This is a genomic window from Paraburkholderia sp. PREW-6R (assembly GCF_039621805.1).
GTDB lineage: Bacteria > Pseudomonadota > Gammaproteobacteria > Burkholderiales > Burkholderiaceae > Paraburkholderia.
Genome location: NZ_CP155073.1, coordinates 3,284,837 through 3,306,856 on the forward strand (window position 1 = coordinate 3,284,837; position 22,020 = coordinate 3,306,856).

General features: G+C 64.2%; 22 protein-coding genes. 7 read left to right on the forward strand and 15 right to left on the reverse strand.

Annotated elements, in window-relative coordinates; genetic code table 11:
* Positions 1-31: 31 nt before the first annotated feature.
* From fliP to fliR, 3 genes are read left to right on the forward strand one after another with little or no spacing between them, the layout of a single operon-like run.
* Positions 32-814 carry a flagellar type III secretion system pore protein FliP gene (gene fliP / locus AAGS40_RS14540; protein WP_345812170.1) on the forward strand — a complete coding sequence of 261 codons (783 nt, stop codon included), beginning with the start codon at positions 32-34 and terminating at the stop codon, positions 812-814.
* A gap of 49 nt (positions 815-863) precedes the next feature.
* Positions 864-1,133 carry a flagellar biosynthesis protein FliQ gene (fliQ, locus tag AAGS40_RS14545; RefSeq protein ID WP_345812172.1) on the forward strand — a complete coding sequence of 90 codons (270 nt, stop codon included), beginning with the start codon at positions 864-866 and terminating at the stop codon, positions 1,131-1,133.
* A gap of 36 nt (positions 1,134-1,169) precedes the next feature.
* Positions 1,170-1,952 (forward strand): flagellar biosynthetic protein FliR, encoded by a 783-nt coding sequence (gene fliR, locus AAGS40_RS14550; RefSeq protein WP_345812173.1) that lies wholly within the window; start codon positions 1,170-1,172, stop codon positions 1,950-1,952.
* A 125-nt stretch (positions 1,953-2,077) separates the two neighbouring features.
* Here the strand turns inward: fliR and flgL are convergent, their stop codons facing one another.
* The 12 genes from flgL to flgB form a co-directional block, all read right to left on the reverse strand.
* Positions 2,078-3,301, reverse strand: coding sequence for a flagellar hook-associated protein FlgL (gene flgL, locus AAGS40_RS14555; RefSeq protein WP_345812175.1), 1,224 nt, complete (start codon positions 3,299-3,301; stop codon positions 2,078-2,080).
* A 10-nt stretch (positions 3,302-3,311) separates the two neighbouring features.
* Positions 3,312-5,288: a flagellar hook-associated protein FlgK gene (flgK, locus tag AAGS40_RS14560; protein WP_345812176.1), complete on the reverse strand. Its 1,977-nt coding sequence runs from the start codon at positions 5,286-5,288 to the stop codon at positions 3,312-3,314.
* A 108-nt stretch (positions 5,289-5,396) separates the two neighbouring features.
* Positions 5,397-6,170 carry a flagellar regulator YcgR PilZN domain-containing protein gene (locus AAGS40_RS14565; protein WP_345812178.1) on the reverse strand — a complete coding sequence of 258 codons (774 nt, stop codon included), beginning with the start codon at positions 6,168-6,170 and terminating at the stop codon, positions 5,397-5,399.
* A 389-nt stretch (positions 6,171-6,559) separates the two neighbouring features.
* On the reverse strand, positions 6,560-7,564 hold the full coding sequence (flgJ, locus tag AAGS40_RS14570) for a flagellar assembly peptidoglycan hydrolase FlgJ (RefSeq protein ID WP_345812179.1): 1,005 nt from the start codon (positions 7,562-7,564) through the stop codon (positions 6,560-6,562).
* A gap of 12 nt (positions 7,565-7,576) precedes the next feature.
* Positions 7,577-8,788 carry a flagellar basal body P-ring protein FlgI gene (locus AAGS40_RS14575; RefSeq protein WP_345812180.1) on the reverse strand — a complete coding sequence of 404 codons (1,212 nt, stop codon included), beginning with the start codon at positions 8,786-8,788 and terminating at the stop codon, positions 7,577-7,579.
* Positions 8,789-8,790: 2 nt separating this feature from the next.
* Positions 8,791-9,489, reverse strand: coding sequence for a flagellar basal body L-ring protein FlgH (gene flgH / locus AAGS40_RS14580; protein WP_345812181.1), 699 nt, complete (start codon positions 9,487-9,489; stop codon positions 8,791-8,793).
* 37 nt (positions 9,490-9,526) lie between these two features.
* Positions 9,527-10,315: a flagellar basal-body rod protein FlgG gene (gene flgG / locus AAGS40_RS14585; protein WP_345812183.1), complete on the reverse strand. Its 789-nt coding sequence runs from the start codon at positions 10,313-10,315 to the stop codon at positions 9,527-9,529.
* A 68-nt stretch (positions 10,316-10,383) separates the two neighbouring features.
* The gene (flgF, locus tag AAGS40_RS14590) at positions 10,384-11,142 is read right to left on the reverse strand and encodes a flagellar basal-body rod protein FlgF (protein WP_345812184.1); all 759 of its coding nucleotides are present in this window, start codon (positions 11,140-11,142) and stop codon (positions 10,384-10,386) included.
* Positions 11,143-11,162: 20 nt separating this feature from the next.
* Entirely contained in the window at positions 11,163-12,671 is a 1,509-nt protein-coding gene (locus tag AAGS40_RS14595; protein ID WP_345812185.1) for a flagellar hook-basal body complex protein, read from the reverse strand.
* A 43-nt stretch (positions 12,672-12,714) separates the two neighbouring features.
* Entirely contained in the window at positions 12,715-13,455 is a 741-nt protein-coding gene (locus AAGS40_RS14600) for a flagellar hook assembly protein FlgD (RefSeq protein ID WP_345812186.1), read from the reverse strand.
* A gap of 10 nt (positions 13,456-13,465) precedes the next feature.
* The gene (gene flgC, locus AAGS40_RS14605; protein WP_345812187.1) at positions 13,466-13,891 is read right to left on the reverse strand and encodes a flagellar basal body rod protein FlgC; all 426 of its coding nucleotides are present in this window, start codon (positions 13,889-13,891) and stop codon (positions 13,466-13,468) included.
* A 98-nt stretch (positions 13,892-13,989) separates the two neighbouring features.
* Complete coding sequence (gene flgB, locus AAGS40_RS14610) at positions 13,990-14,484, reverse strand: flagellar basal body rod protein FlgB (protein ID WP_345812188.1); 495 nt, start codon at positions 14,482-14,484, stop codon at positions 13,990-13,992.
* Positions 14,485-14,700: 216 nt separating this feature from the next.
* Between flgB and flgA the strand changes: the two genes are divergently transcribed.
* The 4 genes from flgA (at position 14,701) to AAGS40_RS14630 (ending at position 17,922) form a co-directional block, all read left to right on the forward strand.
* Entirely contained in the window at positions 14,701-16,269 is a 1,569-nt protein-coding gene (gene flgA, locus AAGS40_RS14615; protein WP_345812189.1) for a flagellar basal body P-ring formation chaperone FlgA, read from the forward strand.
* Between the two features lie 219 nt (positions 16,270-16,488).
* Positions 16,489-16,842 carry a flagellar biosynthesis anti-sigma factor FlgM gene (flgM, locus tag AAGS40_RS14620; RefSeq protein ID WP_345812190.1) on the forward strand — a complete coding sequence of 118 codons (354 nt, stop codon included), beginning with the start codon at positions 16,489-16,491 and terminating at the stop codon, positions 16,840-16,842.
* A gap of 94 nt (positions 16,843-16,936) precedes the next feature.
* Complete coding sequence (locus tag AAGS40_RS14625; RefSeq protein ID WP_345812191.1) at positions 16,937-17,383, forward strand: flagellar protein FlgN; 447 nt, start codon at positions 16,937-16,939, stop codon at positions 17,381-17,383.
* Positions 17,384-17,493: 110 nt separating this feature from the next.
* Positions 17,494-17,922 (forward strand): type II toxin-antitoxin system HicB family antitoxin, encoded by a 429-nt coding sequence (locus AAGS40_RS14630; protein ID WP_345812192.1) that lies wholly within the window; start codon positions 17,494-17,496, stop codon positions 17,920-17,922.
* Positions 17,923-18,107: 185 nt separating this feature from the next.
* Here AAGS40_RS14630 and AAGS40_RS14635 read toward each other — a convergent pair whose 3' ends face one another.
* The 3 genes from AAGS40_RS14635 to flhF are packed head-to-tail and all read right to left on the reverse strand — an operon-like array spanning position 18,108 to position 21,691.
* Positions 18,108-18,842 carry an RNA polymerase sigma factor FliA gene (locus AAGS40_RS14635; protein WP_345812193.1) on the reverse strand — a complete coding sequence of 245 codons (735 nt, stop codon included), beginning with the start codon at positions 18,840-18,842 and terminating at the stop codon, positions 18,108-18,110.
* Between the two features lie 28 nt (positions 18,843-18,870).
* Positions 18,871-19,740: a MinD/ParA family protein gene (locus AAGS40_RS14640; RefSeq protein WP_345812194.1), complete on the reverse strand. Its 870-nt coding sequence runs from the start codon at positions 19,738-19,740 to the stop codon at positions 18,871-18,873.
* A complete protein-coding gene (gene flhF / locus AAGS40_RS14645; RefSeq protein WP_345812195.1) occupies positions 19,733-21,691 on the reverse strand; it encodes a flagellar biosynthesis protein FlhF in 1,959 nt (652 codons plus the stop codon). The genes AAGS40_RS14640 and flhF overlap by 8 nt, the downstream gene beginning before the upstream one ends.
* Positions 21,692-22,020: the final 329 nt, after the last annotated feature.

Genomic DNA, 22,020 nt, shown 5'->3' on the forward strand with positions numbered 1-22,020 from the left:
ACTTCTCCGCTCGTGCGGCTCTACCTCGAAAATGATGTCCAGCTCCGTTTCCGTTGTGCGTCGCGCTGCGCCCTACGCGTTGTCCATCGCGCTGCCCGCGCTGATGCTCGCGTTGCCCACGCTGTCGTTCGCCCAAACCGCCGGTCTGCCGGCGTTCAACACGAGCCCCGGCCCGAACGGCGGCACGACCTACTCGCTGAGCGTGCAGACGATGCTGCTGCTCACGATGCTGTCGTTCCTCCCGGCGATGGTGCTGATGATGACGAGCTTCACGCGCATCATCATCGTGCTCTCGCTGCTGCGCCAGGCGCTGGGCACGAGCACGACGCCGCCGAACCAGGTGCTGGTGGGCCTCGCGCTCTTTCTCACGCTGTTCGTCATGTCGCCGGTGCTCGACAAGGCCTACACGGACGGCTACAAGCCCTTCTCCGACGGCTCCATTCCGATGGAAACCGCCGTCAATCGCGGCCTCGCGCCGTTCAAGACGTTCATGCTGCGCCAGACCCGCGAAACCGATCTCGCGCTTTTCGCCCGCATTTCGCACGCCGCGCCGATGCAAGGTCCCGAAGACGTGCCGTTGTCGCTGCTCGTGCCGTCGTTCGTGACGAGCGAGCTGAAGACCGGTTTCCAGATCGGCTTCACGATCTTCATTCCGTTTCTGATTATCGACATGGTGGTCGCGAGCGTGCTCATGTCGATGGGCATGATGATGGTGTCGCCCGCCACGATCTCGCTGCCGTTCAAGCTGATGCTGTTCGTGCTGGTGGACGGGTGGCAACTGCTGCTCGGCTCGCTTGCGCAGAGCTTCGTTTAAGCGCGTTTGACGCGTTTCTATCAACCTTCATGCTTCCGGTTCCATTGCCATGAATTCAGAATCCGTCATGACGCTCGCCCATCAGGCCATGTACGTCGGCCTGCTGCTCGCGGCACCGCTGTTGCTGGTCGCACTCGTGGTGGGTCTCGTGGTGAGCCTCTTCCAGGCGGCCACCCAGATCAATGAAACCACGCTGTCGTTTATCCCGAAGCTGCTTGCCATCGCCGTGACAATGGTGATCGCGGGCCCGTGGATGCTGACGACCATGCTCGACTATCTGCGCCAGACGCTCACCAACATTCCGACGCTCGTCAACTGAGCGGCGCGCTGGCTTTAATCCACGCTTACCGCTGCCATGTTTTCGGTCACCTACGCGCAACTGAACGCCTGGCTCACCGCGTTTTTGTGGCCCTTCGTGCGGATTCTCGCGCTCATGGCCACGGCGCCCGTGTTCGGCAACCGCTCGCTGCCGATCCGCGTGAAGATCGGTCTCGCGGCCTTCATCACGATCATCGTCGCGCCCACGCTCGGTGCGCTGCCACAGGTCACCGTGTTTTCCGCCGAAGGCGTATGGATCATCGTCAACCAGTTCCTGATCGGCATTGCGCTCGGCGTGACCATGCAGGTCGTATTTCAGGCAATCAGCGCGACCGGTGATTTCGTGGGCCTCGGCATGGGTCTCGGCTTTGCGACGTTCTTCGACGCGCAAGCGGCCAGTTCGAGCCAGGTGCTGTCCAGCTACATGAACACCATCGCGATGCTGGTGTTTCTGGTGATCGACGGCCATCTGCAAATGATCAGCGCGCTGCTCGCGACATTTCAGTCCCTTCCGGTGTCGGCCAACATTCTCGGCGCAACCGGCTGGCGGACGCTGGCGAATTTCGGCAGCACGGTGTTTTCGGCCGGATTGCTGCTGTCGCTGCCGGTAGTGGCCGCGCTCCTGATCACCAACCTCGCGCTCGGCATCCTGAACCGCGCCGCGCCGCAAATCGGCGTGTTCCAGATCGGCTTTCCGCTCACCATGCTGATCGGCATGCTGCTTCTGCAACTGATGATCCCGAACATGATTCCGTTCTTTACCCGACTGTTCGACGTAGGCATCGACCAGATGGGGCGCGTGGCCGCAGGCTTGAGATAGCGCGCGCACCCGGCGGCGGCACGACCCGTTTTTCGTCAGACCGAAGCAAAGAGGGCGCAAACCGGCTTGCACCGGTTTGCGCCCTCTCCGTTTCTAAGACCCCTCCGTCTTTCCTGCCGTCAAGCTCAGTTCAGGTACTGGAACAGCGAGATGTTCTGGATCTTTGCAAACGCCTGTTGCGCCGCTTGCAGCGATGCCTGCGCCATCGTGTACTGACCGATTGTCTTGACCATATCGATCTGCGTCAGGTCGGCAAGATTGCTCGACGTCTGGAGCGTGTTGGTCTGCGTCACCGTCTGCATCGCCTGCACTTCCGATTCGCGGCCGCCCACCGTCGCCTGCGCCGTCACGACGTTGTTCATCGTGTTTTCGAGCTGCGTCATGCTGGTGGTCAGCGCGCTCTGGTAGCTGGCCATCGACGTGCCGCCCGCGATCGGCGTCTGCAGTGTGCTGATCAACTGGCTCAGATTGGCGAACACATCCATGCTGCCTTGCGTGGCGGGCGTGACGCTGAAGCTGTCGCCGGCGTTCGGCGCGCCGCTGATGGAAATCGACTGGCCGCCGAGCGTGATCGCCGAGCCCGCCGTGAAGGTTTGCGGACTGCTGGTGGTGGTCGTGCCGGTGGCCGGATTGGTCTGGCTCACCGTGTACGACGTTGCCGACGAGAACGAAATCTTGTACGTGTCCGCGTTGGTCGGATCGGTCGGGTTGTTCAGGCTAACGGTGCTGATGACGCCCGTGCCCGAGTTGCCGCTCGCGGCCGCCGGGACCGCGCTCGTGCCGACCGGCGCAACGCTGCCGAAAATCGCGATACCGTTATCACCCGTTTGCACCGTGTGCGCGTCGCTGATCTGCACGGACGGCGCGCCGCTGTCGCCTGCGTACGTGACGACGCCGGCCGCGTTCGTCGAATAAGGCTGCGCGGTACTTTGATAGCCCGCGAACAGGTAATTGCCTTGCGCGTCGCTGGCATTGGCGAGCGTCATCAACTGGCTGCGCAAGCCCTGCAATTGCGTGGCGATCGAGCCGCGGTCGCCGTTGTTCAGCGAGCCGTCGCCCGCGCGCAGCACGAGCGTGTGGATGCTTTGCAGTACGTCGGTGACGCTGCCGAGCGTGGAGTCTTCCTGCTGCAGCGAGGTGAGCGCCGTGGACTGATTGCTCGTGTACTGCGACAGCGAAGTCGCGGTGGAGCTCAGCTGCACGGCCTGCGCCGCGCCGAGCGGATTGTCCGAGGGCGTCGAAATGCTCACGCCGCTCGAAATTTCGGCATACAACTGCGACAGCTGAGCCTGCTGATCGCTCATCTGCGCCACGTTCATGGTGAAGTACTGCGTACTGGAGATGCGCATCGTCAACGCCTCACTGGAAGATGCCGAGTATCGTCTGGAACATGGTCTGCGCGGCCTGGATGACCTTGCTGTTCGCCTGATACAGCTGCTGGTACTGAAGCAGATTGGCTGCTTCTTCGTTGATGTTGACGCCCGAGACCGACTGTTGCGCGCTGGTGATCTGCGTCACCAGCGAGCTTTGCGCGGTGCTCGACGTCTGGATCTGATTGGTCTGGTTGCCGACCTGGTTCACATAGTTCGCGTAGGCGCCCGTCAACGTGATCGTGCCGCCGGACAACGATTTGGCGGTCGACAGATTCGACAGCGCCAGCGCGTTGCGGCCGTCGGTGGTGGCGCCGGTGTTCGGGCCGATGGTGAACGTGTCGCCTGCTGCGGGCGAGCCGCTGATCGTCACCGACACGTTGTTCATCTGGCCGGCCGTGCTGCTGTTGATCGTCAGCGCGGCGCCCGTGTTCGCCGAATACGGCACGACCGTCGTCGCGCTGGTGATCGGATACGTAGTAGCGGGCGAGCCTGCCACCGTGACCGTCGAGCCAACCGGGAAACCGGAAAGGCCCGTGCCGTTATACGTGAGCGTGGTGGTCGAGTTCGGCATCGTGTAGCCGGCCGTCACCATGCCCTGGGTGATTGAGCCCGTGCCGGTGTTGCTCGACGACTTGGCGGCCAGTACCGGTGACGCAGCGGCAATCGCCGACGCATCGGTAGTCGCGGTAGTGAAGCTGTTCAGCGCCCCACGCGTCGGTTCCACCGTGAACGAGTCGCCGGGGTTCATCGTGCCGGTGGTCGAGAAATTCAGGCCATTGATCGGCTTGCTGAGATCGGTTGCCGAGCCGACTACCGTGCCGCTCGAATTGTCGGTCAACGTGTAGGTGGTGCCGTTGTAGGCGAGCGTGTAATCGCCGGTGGTGGGCTGCGTGGAATCCGCAAACGACACATTCAGCGACGCGTTGCCCGTGTTCTGCGTATTCGCATAAACGGTCGGGCCGCCTACCGAGAAGAGCGCGCCGCCCTTGCTGCCGGAAAGCGTCACGCCCAGCGCGTTTTGCGCATTGACCTGCGACGCGAAGCTCACGGCGATTGCGCCGAGTTGCGCTTCGGCCGGGTCGAGTGTCTGGCTGCGGAACGCCACGAGGCCGCCGAGCGTGCCGCCGTCGATCTTGCTGTCCGGCAACGTTTGCGGCGCGGCGGCGGGATTGGCGCCGGCCTGCCCCAGATACTGCACCTGGAGTTCACTCGTGTCGCCCGTCGAAGGCGCCGTGCCGAGGTTGTAGCTGTTGGTCGAGGAAACGAGCGGCTGGCCGTTGCTCATGAACACGCTGTAGCTGCCGTTGGTGTTCACCACCTGCACGCCGACGAGTTGCGAAAGGTTCGACACGGCGAGATCGCGCTGGTCCATCAACTGGTTCGGCGGCTGGCCGCCCGCGCTCGCCTGCGCGATCTGGCCGTTCAGCTGCGCGATCTGCTGCGTGTAGCTGTTGATCTGCGAAACCGCGCTGGTGAGCTGCGTGTTCACGCTCTGGCGCAGCGAGTCGTATTGCTGACCCGCGGCGTTGATCTGGTCCGCGAGCGTCTGCGCGCTGCTCATCGCGGTCTGGCGGGTAGCCAGCGTCGACGCGTCGTTCGACACGTTCTGCATGCCGGTGAAATAGCTGGTGATCGCGCTCGACAGGCCGGCAGTCGGGCTGCCGATCGCGTTGTTCAGCTGCGAAATCATCGTGTTGTAGGTGGACAGCGAGCTGCTCGAACTCTGCGCGTTATTCAGCTCAGTGGTCAGATACTGGCTGTACTGGCGCGTCACGGTCGTGGTCGAGACACCCTGCGGCAAATAGCCGGAACCCGTGTACTGGCCCGTGCTTTCCGCAAAGACCGGCGTTTCGATGGTGTAACCCGGCGTCGATGCGTTGCTGATGTTCTGGCCGGTCGTCGTGAGACCCCACTGGGCTGCGTTCAGTCCACTGAGGCCGAGATTGATGAGGTTGCTCGACATGCGTCATCCTGAAGGGCGACACCGTACACATGCCGCCGCGTTACTTTGAACATCTGTTTAACGGCCTCGGCGACGAAATATTAAGGCCGTCCGGGGTGCGTCTACCTGTCAGCGCACGAGTGAGCGGCGCTTCATTTCGAGCTGCGTAATCAGCCGTTGCAGCGTGTTTTCAGCGCTGCCCGGCAGTGTCAGAAAGCGGAATCCCAACTGGTAACGCTGGGTGCCGTTCGGCAACGCGAGAGAACGGTGCGACACCAGTTGCAGATCGAGCGCCAAACGTCCCAGCGAGCCGAGCGTGAGTTCGCAATCCGGGAGCCGCGTGCCCATCGGCAGTTCGGCCACGCGATCGTCCGCCGTGCGCATGCCCACGCCGCCGAGCGACAGGTCATGCACTTCGAAGCGGAACGTGTCGCCTTCCGGCAGGCGGCCCGAGCACATGTACGGGTCGAGAATCGGGGCGTCGACGCGGAAGTACTCGCGACGCTGCACGTAATACAGCACATCGGGAAAGTCGGCCTCGAACGCGGGCAATCCTTCGAAACGTGTCTCGCGCGGCGTGGCGGTGGCGAACTCGACGCGCACGCCGTCCGGCGCCGCGTGGAATTGACAGCGCGGCGCGCCGAGCAATCCTCTGTTCTGCTCGGGCAACGCGCCCCAGTCGAACGTGAAGGTGCGACCACGCACGTCCACGTCGAGCAGACGCGTTACCAGTTGACCGTCTGCATACTCGGCGGTGAGAAAATCGCCGCGATTGACAAGGTTGCGCAACTGAACGCCGATTTCAAGCGGATTGCGCCGGCCGAAATCGTTCTCGATGTCTTCCTGCGGGGCGGGCGGCTGGCCGTGCGCGCTGATCTGGCCGTTCGACTGATTCATATCCATGAGCTTGCCGGTATGCTTGTTCTCGCGGGCGCGTGCCAGGCTCCTGCTGGGGCTTTCACGCGGTCTTCGTCGAAGCCGCCGCACGCGCATTTAACCGGACATTACAACGATTTCCGGTATCGGGTCTAACTCGTTAGCGGCATCGCCCCGTCAAAATTTAGGGGAATCAAATGAAATATTTGCCGCAAACGTTCAAATCCGAACCTCTCGCGCGGGTGGACCGGCCGCCCGTGGGCAGCCGGCCTCGTCCGTCTTGTTATGCACCTGGCCCCGTCGCGTGCATGCTGTCTGGAGAAAATAATTCGAACTGCGTGATGATCTGAAACGCGATTGAATGTTGTCTTGAGACCGGGTTCTGGCGGGCGCTTCTGAACCGTCTTAACGGCAACTCAGCCCATCTTCTGCATGATCGACATCAGCTTTTTCGCGTAATGCGGGTCGGTCGCGTAGCCCGCGCGCTGCATGCCGTTCGCAAAGCCGTTGACGTCATGCGCGGAATTGATCACCTGCGCATAGCGCGGGTTGCTTTTCAGAAGACTCGCGTAGTCCGTCATGGCTTCCTGGTAGGAGTCGTACGCGCGGAATTTTTCGACCGTGCGTTGCGGCTTGCCATTCACGTATTCAGTGGTGACGGTCGACACGGTCTTGCCCGTCCAGTCGCCGCTTGCCTTGATGCCGAACACGTTGTGGCTGGTCGAGCCATCGCTCTTCTTGATCTCGCTCTTGCCCCAGCCCGATTCGAGCGCGGCCTGGCCGATGATGAAGCGCGCCGGAATGCCGGTCGCGGCACTCGCGGCCTGCGCCGGTGCGGCGAGCTTGTCGACGAACGCGTCGATCTTCGGCGAGCTGCCGTCGCCCTTGAGCGGCGGGGTCAGCGCGCTGTTCGCGGAGTAGCCCTTGCCCGTTGCGAGCTGCCCGTTAGCCTGCGCATTGCCGTACGCTTTGGCCAGCGCGTTGAGCGCGGCAGTCTGCCCTTCGTCGCCACCGCTTCCGCCGCCAAGCGCGTTGGCCATGCCGACGAGTCCGCCCGCGCCGCCGGCGCTCGAACCGCCACTCACCTGCATGCCCTGATTGCGCATCAACTGCTTGAGCATGGCGTCGGCCACGCCGACACCCTTCTGTGAAAGCTGCTGCGACAACTGCTGATCCATCATCGAGGTGAAGGTCGCACTGTCGTGTGAATCGAACGGACCATCCTGTGGCGTCGCATCGCGCATGCTCTTGAGCATCATCTGCGTGAAGACCGCGTCGAACTGCTGCGCGGCCATTTTCATGCCGGCTTGCGGCGACGCCTTCGCTTGTGCGCTCAGCCTGGCGAAACCTTGCACGTCGAGCGCGAAGCGCTGGGTCAGGTCGTTCGCCGAAGCGGCGGAATTGGTCGTATCCGAATTCATCCTGTGTCGTCCTTAGATGATTTCCAGGTCGGCGCGCAGAGCACCCGCCGCTTTCATGGCCTGCAGGATCGACATCAGATCCGCGGGCGTTGCACCGAGTGCATTGAGCGCCTTCACGACTTCGGCGAGATTCGCGCCGGCGGTCACGAGTTTCAGCGCACCGTTGTCCTGCTTCATCTGAATCTGCGACTGCTTGGCGACCACCGTCTGGCCGTTCGACAACGCGCCCGGCTGGCTCACCACCGGTTGCGTATTGATCACGACCGACAGATTGCCGTGCGCGACCGCGCAGCTCTGCAACGTGACCATCTGGTTCATCACGATCGAGCCGGTGCGCGCGTTCAGGATCACCTTCGCGGCGGCTTGCGCCGGCTTGACGTCCAGGTTTTGCAACTGCGCCATGAAGGCGACCTGCTGCTCCGGATCGGTCGGCGCACGCAGTTGAATGGTGCGGCCGTCGAGCGCGGTAGCCGTGCCGCCGCCAAACGCGTTGTTCACCGCCGCCACCACGCGCTGCGTCGTGTCGTAGTCCATTTCATTCAGGTCGAGCTGCATCGTGCCCGCTTGCGATACCGACGTCGGCACCGAGCGTTCGACGATCGCGCCACCCGCAATGCGGCCGGCAGCGAGCGTATTCACCTGCACCTTGCTGCCGTTCGCGCTGGCGCCCGCGCCGCCGACGGCGAGGTTGCCCTGGCCGAGCGCGTACACCTGGCCGTCCGCGCCCTTGAGCGGCGTGAGCAGCAGCGTGCCGCCGCGCAGGCTCTTTGCATTGCCGAGCGACGACACGGTGATGTCAAGCTGTTCGCCGGGACGCGCGAACGGCGGCAGCACCGCCGTCACCATCACGGCGGCGACGTTCTTCAACTGGATGTTCGACAGCGACGATTGCGAATTGCTCGAACCCGCGGCCTGGTTGTTGATCGAGATGCCGAGGTTCGCCAGCATGTTGGCGAGCGTCTGCGTGGTGAACGGCGTTTGTGTGGTTTGGTCGCCCGTGCCGTCGAGACCGACGACGAGACCGTAGCCGATCAGCGGGTTGTCGCGCACGCCCTGAATCTGCACGAGGTCTTTCAGACGTTCGGCGTGAGCGGGCGTAGCCGCCGGCAGCGCCGCACAGGCGAGCGCGAATACGGCGAAAGCGCGGCAGAACAGCGCGAATCGTGCAGAAGACGCAGCGGTCGGGCGAACGATGCGGCGCGAACGGAAGAAGACGGTACGCATGATCACCACGGCGACACGTTGAGGAAGAAGCGCTGCAGGAAGCCCATGTTCTCGGCCTCGTCCATGTAGCCCTTCGCGGAGTATTCGATCTTTGCGTCGGCCACCTGCGTGGAGTACACCGCGTTCAGGTTCGAGATCGTGTTGGGATTCACCACGCCCGAGAAGCGCACGAATTCGTTGCCCTGATTGATCAGCATCTGCTTCTCGCCGCTCACGACCAGGTTGCCGTTCGGCAGTACGCCGGTCACCGTGACGGTAATCACGCCGCTGAACGTGTTGGAAGCATTCGCGCCGCCCGTCGCCGCGAACTTGTTGGCGCCGTTCGCGCTCAGGTTCGTCTTGCCGAACAGGCCGCCGAGGAAGCCGGCGGTCGGCACGTCGAAGTTGGTATTGCCGCTGCGGTTGACGCCCGCGCCGGACGACTTCGTCGCATTGACATTTTCCTGGATCACGATCGTCAGGATGTCGCCGATGTTGCGCGGCCGCTGGTCTTCGAAAAGCGGGCGACCTGCGTAGCCGGGGTTGTAGATCGAACCCGGCGACTGCATCGCCGGCGGCATGGGCGGCAGCGCGGTCATGGGCTGCTGCGTGATCGGCTGCTTCGGCACGAGACCGCAGCCGCCCAGCGCGGCGAGCAGCGTGAGCTGCACGAGCGCCTGAGCGGTGCGCGAGTGAACCGGATGACGAGTAAGGTGCGACATCTTCATAACCGCCTGTTAATTCCCAGTCCGTCCAGCTTTAAACCTGCATCTGGCTGAGGGTCTGCAGCATCTGGTCGGACGTGGTCACGGCCTTGCTGTTGATTTCGTAAGCGCGTTGCGTCTGGATCATGTTCACCAGTTCCTGCACCACGTTCACGTTCGATGCTTCCACGTAGCCCTGATTCAGCGTACCGGCGCCGTTCAGGCCGGGCTGCGCGACGTTCGGCGCGCCCGACGAAGCGGTTTCGGAGAACAGGTTTTCGCCCTTCGCGTCGAGACCGGCCGGGTTGATGAACGTGGCGATCTGCATGGAGCCGAGCTGCTGCGTCGCGGTCGAGCCGGAGGTCGTGATCGACACCGAGCCGTCGCTGCCGATCGTCAGCGAAGTGGCGTTGTTCGGCACCGTGATCGCCGGAATCACCTGATAGCCGCTCGAAGTCACGAGCTGGCCTTGCGCGTTGGTCTGAAACGATCCGTCACGCGTGTAGGCGGTGGTGCCGTCGGGCATCTGCACCTGAAAAAAGCCCTGACCGTTAATGGCGACGTCTTTCGAGTTGCCGGTCTGTTGCAGATTGCCCTGCGTGTACAGACGTTCGGTCGCGACCTGTTGCACGCCGGTGCCGAGCTGGATGCCGGACGGCAGTTCGGTGTTCTGCGTGGAGTTCGCGCCCGGCTGACGGACGGTCTGATACAGCAGATCCTCGAACACCGCGCGCGAGCCCTTGAAGCCATTGGTGCTGACGTTCGCGAGGTTGTTCGAAATCACGTCCATCTGCGACTGTTGCGCATTCATGCCGGTTGCGGCGATGTAAAGTGAGCGATTCACAATTCTTCCTTTGTGCCGGCCGGCGCGTAGGCCGGTCCATGCAACGTAATGGCAGCGCCTGGGCGCCGTTAGCTGAAGCTGAGCAGCTGGTTGGCCGACTGATCGTTCTTGTCGGCGTTTTCCAGCAGCTTGGTCTGCATCTGGAACTGGCGCGCGTTGGTGATCATCGAGACCATCGCGCTCACCGGATTCACGTTGCTGCCTTCCAGCGAGGCAGGCGCGAGCGTCACGGCCGGATCGGCGTCGGCGGCGTTGCCGTCGCCGGTGCGAAAGAGGCCGTCGTCGCCACGCGTCATGGTTTGCGGGTCCGGGTTCACCAGTTTCAGCTGATCGACCGTCACGACGGCGGTGGGCGGATCGCCCGGCGTGAGCGCCGAGACTGTGCCGTCCTTGCCGATCGTGATTTCCGCGCCAGGCGGCACCGAAACCGGACCGCCGTTGCCGAGCACCACCTGATTCGTCGCGTTGACCAGCTGGCCGTTTTCGTCGACGTGCAGGTTGCCGGCGCGCGTATAGGCTTCGCCGCCATCGGCGGTTTGCACGGCGAGCCAGCCCGGACCCTGGATCGCCACGTCGAGCGGATTGCCCGTCTGCTGGATCGGCCCCGGCGTGTAGTCGGCGCCCGGCGTCGACGACAGCACGAAGGTGCGCGTGGTGTCGTCGTTGACCGAACTGCCGTCGCCGAACGACATCGGCACGGCACGGAAAGTCGCCAGTTGCGCGCGAAAACCGGTGGTCGATGCATTGGCCAGGTTGTTCGCGACGATAGCCTGCTGTTCGAGCGCTTGCGTGCTGCCCGACATCGCGGTGTAGATCAGCCGATCCATGGTGGGTGGTTCCTGGTCTCTTACAGGTTGATCAGGGTCTGGTCGACGGTCTGCTGCGTCTTGATCGTCTGCGCGTTTGCCTGATAGTTGCGCTGCGCGGTGATCAGATTCACCAGTTCGCTCGTCAGATCGACGTTCGAGTTTTCCACTGCGCCGCCTTGCAGCACGCCGTGATTGGTCGAGCCCGGCGCGGAGATCTGCGCGACGCCCGAAGCCGAGGTCTGCTGGAACTCGTTGTTGCCGAGGTCGATCAGGCCGTTCTGGTTCGAGAAGTTCGCCAGCACGATCTGGCCGAGGGCCGCCGTCTGCTGGTTCGAATAGTTGCCCGTCAGCGTGCCGTCGGCGCCGATCGAGAAGCTCGTCAGCGTGCCGGCTGCATAACCGTCGGGCTGCAGCGTGTTCACGCCGTCCTTGCCGCCGTATTGCGTCGTGCCCCCGATGTTCAGCGTGATTTTCTGCGGCGTCGACGAACCGTCCGTGGTCGGGATCGAGAAGTTGTACGCGAACGGCGTCGCGGTGGCGTTGCCCGAAGCGTCGGTCGTGCCGAGCAGCGTGCCCGACGAGTTGAAGTTCGCGTGGCCGACCAGTTGCGCCGTGCCTGTCGACGTGCCGGCGTAGACGTTCCACGTACCGGCCGCGGTCTTCGCGAAGTACATGTTGACCGTCTGCGAGCCGCCGAGCGAGTCGTACACCGTCGTGCTGGTCGAGTAGTTGTAGGTGGTCGAGCTGTTCTGGTTGAAGGCGACCGGCGTCGGCGCAACCGCCACGCTGTCGCCGGTGACCGGCGTGCCGTTGAACGTGATCGACTGGCCGTTGCCGAGCGGGATCGACGAGCCTGCGGCGTACGTGCCGGTGGTCGACGTGCCGAGCGTGTTGTCCGTCACCGTGTAGTCGGTCGCGCTCGTGAACTTGACGGTGTAGTTGTCGTTGTTCGTGCCCGAAGCCGTATTCGTGATGGTCGCGCCGGTCGTGGAAAGCGTGCTGCCCGTGCCGAGCGTCGGCGTGACGGTCGGCGTGCCGAGCATCAGCGCGTCCTGTGCGTTCAGGTTCAGGCCGGCCGCGATCTTGGTCGTGGCCTGCGGTGCGATGTTCGCGGTCGGCACGGTCAGCGGCACGGTTTGCGCTGTGTTGATGATGCCCGAGCTGTTCGCCGCATAGCCCATCAGTTGCAGGCCTTCGGCGTTGGTGATGTTGCCGTTCTTGTCGAGCTGGAACACGCCGTTGCGCGAGTACACCAGCGAGCCGTTGTTCGACAGCTGGAAGAAACCGTTGCCGTTGATCGCGACGTCGAGCGCCTGGTTGGTGCTCGTGATCGTGCCTTGCGAGAACTGCTGCTGCACTTCCGCGAGTTTCGTGCCGATGCCGACCTGGTTGCCCACGGCGGTGGCGACCGAATTCGCGTACATGTCGGCAAATTGCGCGGCGCCGCTCTTGAAGCCAACCGTATTCGCGTTGGCAATGTTGTTGCCGATCACGTCGAGATCGCTCGACGACGCCGACAAACCACTCAAACCTTGCTGGTAACCCATGACGGTCTCCGTATCTGGAAAGTCTTGACTGACTGAATCTGGTTCAAAGGATCGCGGCGACGCTCGTCAGCCCGACGGTCGTACCGTTGGACAACACGAGACCCGGCGTTCCGCCTGTCTGCTGGACGACGCTTTGCACCGTCGCACCCGTGAGCGTGGTGGCCGTTGCCTGCTGGCCGTTGATCGTGCCGACCGCGCTGATCGTGTACGTGCCGTCGGGGAGCGTCGCGCCGGTCGTGTCGGTCGGCGTCCAGCCCACCGGAATCGTGCCGGCCGACTGCTTGCCGAGGTCGATCGTGTTGACGATCTGACCGGACGAGTTCTTCACGACCACTTGCAGATCGCTCACCGAGTTGGCGAGCTGCACGCCGAACGAGCCGGCCTTGCCGCTTGCCACCGACACCGAGCTTCCCGGCGCGAGCACGGTCGAGCCGATCAGCAGCGCGGCTTGCGACTGCTGGCCTGCCGACATCTGCGTGGCGAGCGAGGTAAGCGTCGTGTTCAGCTGGCTGATACCCGATACCGTATTGATCTGGGCCAGCTGCGAAGTCATCTGCGAGCTGTCCATCGGGTTGGTCGGGTCCTGGTTTTTCAACTGCGCGACGAGCAACTGCAAAAACGTATTCTGCAGATCGGTCGCCGAGGTGCCCGACGTGCTGCTGGTGGAACTGGTCGAGCTGGAAGCGCCCGAAGAGCTCGAAGCGCTGCTCGTGCCGTTCATCGTATCGAGCAGCGTCTGCGAAACGGTCGTGCCGGCGCTGCCGATGGTGGTATTGGTGGTCAAGGAGCTCTCCTCAGTTTCCGATCGTGAGCGTTTTCAGCATCAATGTCTTGGCGGTGTTCAGGGTCTCAACGTTCGCCTGATATGAGCGCGAAGCCGAGATCATGTTGACCATCTCCTGCACCGGGTCCACGTTCGGCAACGTGACATAACCGTCCGAATTGGCAGCCGGGTTACTCGGGTCGTAGGCGGTTTTCATCGGCGTCGGATCGTCGATCACGCCGGTCACCTGCACGCCGCCCACCTGCTGGCCGGACGCGCTGCGCGCGCCGCCGAGCGGGTTCACCGCGAACACCACCTGCTTGGCCTTGTACGGCTGGCCGTCCGGTCCCGTGGTGCTGTCCGCGTTGGCGAGGTTCGACGCCGTCACGTTGAGCCGTTGCGATTGCGCCGACATCGCGGAGCCTGCAACACCAAAAATATTCATCAGGGATGACATCTCTCTTCACCTCTCCAGCTACCGCCGGTTCGACCGGCTTCACGTTAATTCCCGTAGCGATTGTTTTTTCGTACTGCCGAGTCTGTCGCCGTGGCTTCTTAGGAGCCCGACTGGATCGCCGACAACATCGTCTTGATCTGGTTGGACAGCACCGTCATTCCCGATTCGAAATGAAGCGTGTTGTCCGCGAACTGCACGCGTTCCGTGTCGATGTCGACGGTGTTGCCGTCGAGCGCGGGTTGAGTCGGAATGCGGTACTGCAGGTTGCCGTAGTCGTCGGACGTGCCGCCGGTCGGCGTGAGCGTCGCCTTGCCGGCCATGTGGCCCGGCTCGGTCGACACCATCGACATGCCGCTCGTCACGCCGGCCGGCTGCGTCATCGCGAGCGTCGAACTGTTCGACGCCGCGGTGCCCGCGCCGCCCGTGGTCTTTTTCAACGCACCGGCAAGCGATGTGGCGAAGTCGACGTCACGCGCCTTGTAGTTGGGCGTGTCGGCATTCGCGATATTCGACGACAGCAATTCCTGGCGATAAGCGCGTACATCGAGCGCCTGGCGTCCAAAGGCGAATTCGGCATCGAGTTTGTCCAGCATAAGAATCTCCGGAGAACGTTCCCGAGGCTTCCCGTGCGGACCTCGCTTGAGGACTGCGTCAGGCGGGAAGGCCTTTTTGCATGAGGAGCATCTTATGGGCGGCACGCAAGTACCAATCGGACGAATAACCGGGAAAGGGGGCTTCTATTCAACGTTTGCGCAAAGGAGGCGCTCACTAGAATGCAAGGCGTACCGATGCATTTGTGGAGAACCGCGATGAACCAGCTCACCTACGACCCGACGCACCACGCGCACCGCGCGGCGGCGCAGCGCATGGGTGTGGCTGGCGCGCGCCGCCAACCGGGTCTGCTGATGCGCCTTTTTGCAAGCATGACGCTGTGGGTCGCGGGCGGCATCGTGCTGGTGCCGGTCGCGACGAGAGCGCAGGAAGCAGGCAGCGGTCCGATCGTCATTCCCGGTCCGGCTGAACAGAATCCGGCCGCGTTGGCTGCGCTGGCCGAACATATGCAAGCCGCACCGACCCAACGTGCAGGGTCCGCCGCGACGCTCGCCGCCGCGACCGCACAGTCGTTGACGCCGGGTTCGTCAGCGCGCGACGCCGACGCCTTCACGCGCGCCGCCAATGGCAGCGGCTCGATCGTCATTCCAGGCACGGCCGAGCCCGCCGCCGCGCCGCAGATGATCCGCACCAGCTTCAAACCCGACGCGAATGGCGTCGTGACCCTTCCCGCGCCGGGCGCGGCCCATCCGAACGCCTATGGCGCGCAAGCCGTCGCGCGCGTCAACATCGTGCCGGGCTCGCGTGATGTCGTGCCGGTGGTGGTTGCGCCGGCGTCGCCACAGAACGGCGCGCGTCCGGCCGCTGGCGTACAGCCGGTCGCCGCCAATGCGCCGATGAGCGCGTCCGCTGGCTTCGATACGCTGGCTTCGCGCGGCGAACCGCCGCAACTGGGCGCGAACGGCAAGCCGATCGTCACGCGCGCGGCGCTCGCCCCCAATTCCACCGTAGCGACGGTAACGCCGGTGCCCTCCGCCGTCGGCCGTATGGCTGCACCGCGCCAGCTCGCGCCGACCGCCGCGCAAGCTGTTGGTCAACCCGGTGTACAACCCGTTGCTCAAACCGTTGCTCAACCCGTTACACGCGCCGTCGCACAGCCTGTCGCACGCGCCGTCGCGGGGACGCCGTCGGCGCCGCTGCCCGGTCAGCAAGACCCCGAAGCGATCCGCAGCGTTGCGCTTGCGTTCCTTCAACAGCAGTCCACCGGCTTGCCCGGCACCGTCGAGATCAGCGTCGCGGCCGCCTTTCCGCGCGGCCTTGCGGCATGCACGGGCCTTGTGCCGTTCATGCCGAGCGGCGCGCGCCTGTGGGGCCGCACCACCGTCGGCGTGCGCTGCGCCGGCGAGCATCCATGGACGATCTATCTGCAGGCGCGCATCTCGCTGCACGCGACCTACTATCTCGCCGCCCGCGCAATGGCACCCGGCGAAGTCCTGAGCGCCGCCGATCTGGTTGCGCGCGACGGCGACCTGGCCGGACTGCCGCAGGCCATCGTGACGGACCCTTCGCAGGCCATCGGCTCGGTCACGCTCACGCGGGTCGCCGGCGGCATGCCGCTACGCCGCGACATGCTGAGGAGCGCGTCGGCGGTGTCGATCGGACAGACGGTACGCGTGGTCGCGGCGGGCGAAGGCTTTGCGATTTCCGCCGAAGGCAGCGCAATGAACAATGCGTCGCCGGGTCAGCAGGTGCGGGTGAAGACGGCCAACGGCCAGATCATTTCCGGCATCGTGAAGGACGGCGCCACCGTGGAGATCCAGCTGTGACACGGCGGCATCCGGGCAGCGGCAACGCGATGCGTGCGTCATCGAGCGCATGGCGCCCCGCCGCCGGCGCCTGCACGAATGACACGGGCCGCGCGAGCGCTCCCGAACGACTCAAAGGGCCGGAACGGCTTGAATTGCAAGGACAATCCTCGAACGATTGCGCTAAAGTTTTGATCGGCGCTTGCCGTTATCAGGATCAAATCGTTCAGGAAGCCCATCGTGAAAGTCGATTCCTCATCCAATCCGAATCTGCCGACGTTGAAAGACGCTGTGTCCCGCTCGCAACCAGGCGACGCGAGCACCGCGAACACCAGCGCGCAGACCGCGAGCACTGCCTCGCCGACTCCTACCAGCGGTTCGGGCGACGCCAGCGTCAGCCTGTCGGGTCTGTCGCAGCATCTGCGCAGTCTCGCGGCGTCCGGCTCGGCCGATATCGATACGGCGCATGTCGCGTCGATCAAGCAGGCCATCAAGGACGGCACGCTGAAGATCGACTCCGGCAAGATCGCCGACGGCGTGCTGAACACCGCACGCGACCTGTTGAGCAGCAAAACCTCGTCGACCGGCAACTGATCGACGCATCGAAGTACGGTGAAGTGCCGGGCGGCATTCGACCAACCCGGCTCGTGGCATCTGCGCGAGCCGTCGTGTTCAGCGAGTTGTTGACATGAAAGACGCCCTGCTTGCCACTCTCACCGAGGAATATTCGGCCGTCGAGGCATTCGCCTCGATCCTCAAGCTCGAAACCAAAGCGCTGACCGCGTTGTCACCGCTCGAGCTGCTGCCGTCGATCGTCGAGCAGAAAACCGAACTGATCGGCGCGCTCGCCAAGCTGGAAGCCACGCGCGACGGACTGCTCGCGCAAATGGGCCTGCCTCGCGGCTGGTCCGGCATGGAACTGGCCGCGGCGTCCGACGCCCGGATCGCCGATCAATGGTCGCTGCTGCAAAAAGCCGCCGACCGTGCGAAGCGCACCAATACCAGCAATGGCGAACTGATCCGTGTGCGCATGGACTACAACCAGCGGGCTCTGACGGCGCTGCAGGTTGCCGTGCCGCAAAAGGTCGGGTTCTACGGACCGGACGGCCGTATCCCGGCGCGCGCCGCGGTGTGAAAAAGCCCTGACCGCGCGGCCGGTTGGCACGCGGTTCGGCTTGTGATTCAGAGGGTTGGGAAAGGGTTCGTCATCTGACGAGCCCTTTTGTCTTTCAGGCACGCGTGTCGATGAACTGGGTCGAAGCCGACTCGCGACCTCGCATACCTGATGGCATCCCGAAGCAGGCGGCCTTGACGCGGGTGTGCCGGTTATATCCGGCGGCTTTTCAGCTGGCTGATCGTCAGGAAGAAGCCTACGCGAAAGCGAAGGCGGCGGTCGAAGAGCATCTGGATGCTGCTGCTCGACGAGGGACTACCGGCGGATGGCAGTCGCTCGCGGTGCATCGTCGGAACCTCGACAATACGGATTCCGGGTGGTGGGGTCATGCCACGCGCAACGTTACCGCCTTGAAGCGGGCGGCACGCATCGACGTCTCGCTGACCGACGCGCTGGCGTATGAAATCGACGCCTGCGCGCAAGCGCGCGTGATGTCGCGCACCGCCTGGCTGACGGTGGCCGCCGAAGCTAGCGGTGGCTGCCGAACACGGAATGGCTGACGCCTGACAGTGCGGCAAGCCACGCGGACGCATATCGCGCCGCCCGACTTTCGCCCGACTTTCGCCCGACTTTCGTCCGACCGCCGCCCGACTCTCGTCGGCCCGCGGCCCGAGTTCCGCTCAAGCGCCGCCTGGCAAACGCCTCGCCACCGCCTGACCTTACCCAGCCACCGCGCGTATCCGCTTCAGGTCGTCTCGGCGTTTGCCCACGCCATTTCACGCAGGCGCGTGCGCAAGCGCGCCACTGCCTGGCTGTGCAGCTGACACACCCGCGATTCGCTCACTTCCATCACCGCGCCGATTTCGCGCAGATTCATGCCGCGTTCGTAGTACAGCGACATCAGCAGCTTTTCGCGTTCCGGCAGACGGTCGATCGCCTCGACGAGCGCCGAGCGCAGGCTGTCGTCGAGCAGCGCCGACAGCGGGTCCGAATGATCGACGCAGTAACGGTCGAGAAACGGTTCGTCGTCGGCGGAACGGTCGAAGTCTTCGTAGTAGATCAGCTGGCTGCCGTGCAGATCCTGAAGCATCGACTGATACTCGTCGAGCGGCATCTTGAGATGATCGGCAATTTCCGTTTCGCTTGCCGAACGGCCCAGATTCTGTTCGACCTTGTGCACCGCCGTTTCCACTTCGCGCGACGTGCGCCGCAAGCTGCGCGGCAACCAGTCGTTGCTGCGTAGCTCGTCGAGCATGGCGCCGCGAATCCGCTGGCTCGCGTAAGTCTCGAATTGCGCGCCCTGATCTTCCTTGTAGCGGCTTGCCGCATCCAGCAGACCAATCATGCCGGCCTGGATCAGATCGTCGAGATCGACACTCGCCGGCATCTTGGCGACGAGTTGCAAGCCGAGGCGGCGCACGAGCGGTGCGTACTTCGTCAGAACTTCGGCCTGGGAAATTTTTCCCTGAGCGTTATACATCGTGCTCCCCTTGTCCTTGTGCCGCCACTCAGGCGTGCTGCGCAGACGGTTGGTCGGCGTGTTGCGCCGCTGTAACGGTCGCAGGCGCCATCCAGGGCGTTTGCGACGACATCGCTGGCCGCATCGGCCAGTACTGCAATTCGGCTGCGAGATGCCGGAAGTCGCGCGCAGCCGGTGTCGACGGAAATGCATCGACGACACAACGCGACAACTCCTGGGCTCGCGCCATCCGCACATCGGCGGCAATGCAACCGGCGTCTTCCAGCGCCACGGTCAGGTAGCGCCCGGCCACGCCGGCCAGGTTTGCAAAAGCGGTATGCGCGTCCTCCACGCTCTGCACGTGGTTCACCAGCACGCGGAACTGCGCGATGGCGTGCGCGTAGTGCAGACGCTTCATGCACGCGTAAGCGTCGGTGATCGCCTGCGCGGCGACGCGCGTGACGATCATCACGTCATGCGCCTGCGCGGCAAGCGGCGACAGATGACCCTGCGGGTCGAGTTGCGCGTCGATCAGCACGACGTCGGCCGAGCCGTGCAGCACCACACCGAACTGCGCGGGCGTGTACCCTTCGCGGTTCGGGCGCGGCGCGGCCAGCACGGAAAATCCGAGCGGGTGTTGCGCAACCGCGCTTTCGAGCGTCATGTCGCCGCGCATCACCGCCGCGAAGCTGCCCGCGCCACGCAGGCCGCCGAGCATCATGCCGACTGACCGCTCGCCGAGGCATTCGTCGATGACGAGCACGTCCTTGCCTTGCTGGGCGAGTGCGGCGGCAAGGTTCACCACCGTCGTCGTACAGCCGACGCGGGCCGAGCCGCCGGTCACCGCGATCACGCGCGAGCCGGCACGCGCCAGCATGCGCCGCAGTCCTTCCGCCTGATCCCGAATGAGCTTATCCAAAGCGGACCTCGTGCAATTCAGCCGTGGAGCGCGCGGACAGCGCGGACAGCAACCCGGGAATGTCGTCTTCTTGCGGCACGAATGGCGAGTGATCGCGCGGAATACAGAACGCGCTCTTGATCAGGAATCTCTTTGTCGCCACGTACAGGTTTTCCGGCACCTTCTGACCGGTCGACACGTAATGCACCGGCAGCTTGTAGCGGATCACCGTATCGAGCACGCCGCCCAGATTGGTGGCCTCGTCGAGCTTGGTCAGAATGCAGCCGGCGAGCGGCTGTTGATCCGGCGCGCGGTGGTACGCCTGCACGACTTCGTTGAGCGTGTCGCCGTGGCTGGTTGCGTTCAGCAGCAGCAGACGCTGCACGGGCTGGCCCGCGCGGCACAGCATCGCGATCTGGTCGGACACGAGGCGATCGCGCTGGCTCATGCCGATCGTGTCGATCAGCACGATGTGCTTGTTGCGCAGTTCGGAGAGCGCGAGTTGCAGATCGGCGCTGTCTTTCACCGCGTGTACCGAGACGCCGAGGATCTTGCCGAAGATGCGCAGTTGTTCGTGACCGCCGATCCGGTAGCTGTCGGTGGTGAGGAGCGCCACCTTGCTGGCGCCAAAGCGCATCACGCAGCGCGCGGCAAGCTTGGCGGTGGTCGTGGTCTTGCCGACGCCTGTCGGGCCCATCAGTGCGAACACGCCGCCGCGCTCCATCAGCGCGTCTTCGTCTTCCATCACCGGCAGGTTCGATTCGAGCACCGAGCGCACCCAGTCCATGCCGCCGTCGAGGTTGTCGACCTCGTCCGGCAGCTTGTCGACCATCATCTGCACGAGCTGCGCCGAGAAGCCGGCAGCGAACAGGCGCTTGGTGAGCGACGCGCGCGTCGGGTTGCGACGTTGACGATCGCCCCACATCAGACCGGCGAAATGTTCTTCCATCATCCCGCGCATCGACGACAGTTCGCTCATCACGGTGTCGTTGACCACCTGCTCCATGCGTGCCTTGATCGCTTCGGCGACGGAGGCCGGCGAGCGGCTGTCGTCGCTCGAAACCGGGGCGGCGGCGGGCGGGTTCTTTTGCGCGGCGCGGCGGGCGGCAACCTGCGCGGCTTCGCGGGCCCAGTCGGGCGCGTCGGCGGCCTGCGGCGCGGCAAAGCGCGCTGCGCTCATACGCGGCTCGACGGCGGAGCCAAGGCCTCTTGCCATCGCGGCGGCCGGCGTCATCGCAGGACGCGCGCTGTGCTCGCCGTCTTCCTGCTGCCCGGCGATACGGCGGGCGTGATCGATCAGCCAGGGATTCGATTCGGCCATCGTACGCGGTATGTCGGCGGCAGCGGCAGCCGCCGACGGCCTCGCCGTGCCCGTCGCGACACCGGCGGCCTTCAGCAGATCGGCGCGGATGTCGTCGGTGAGACGCGTTGCAGCAGCACGCGCGCTCGACTTCTCAATCGTGATGGGCTGCGCGCCATGCGCGGCGCCGGACCTGGACGCAACCGGCTGCGCATTTGGCAGACCCGGCAACGCGGCCTTCGGCGCGGCAGCAGGAGCAGCGCCCGGTGCGGATTCGTCTTCGCTATCGTCGTCGTTCGAGTCCGCGTTCAGCGCGTTCCCGGTGCTATCGCCGCCCGCTTCCGGGCTCGCACCGAATACCGACGAGAACACGTCGGGCATCCCGCTCGCGTACGGATTGCCCTGCATCGGCTGCGCGGCGGGCATGGCACGCGGCGTCGCGCTCGCGGCTTGCGCGGCGGCGTTCATCGGCATGGCTTGCGGGGTGCCGGCGCCATGGCGTGGAACCTTCGGCGTGATGGCGGCGAGGTCGCTGTCGGCGAGGGCGACGATTTCGACACTGCCGTCGCCCATTACATGATTGGACAGCACGACTGCATCCGCGCCCAAAGCTTCGCGCACGAGACGCAGCGCATCACGACTGGTAGCACCGACAAATTTACGAATGTTCAAGCTGGACCCCCGACGAAGAAAACGGACTAACGGACCGGCGATATACCGCTTCCCATTGAGATCATTATTGCGAAACACGTCGAGCGACGATCGATGGATAAAGACCGTTAAAACTGGGCAATTCGAACGATGGAAACGCGCCGCACGTTTGCCACCTGTCTTTATCAAACCCGGCTTTACACGACGTCATTCGGCACGCCGACCCGGCAGGCGCGTACGGCGAGCTGCGCGCCGCGTGGCGACCAGACGTACAAAATGAAAACCGGCGCTCGAAGAGCGCCGGTAAAAACGCGTGGCATGGTTCAAAGCCGCGCTGACTATCCGCTGAA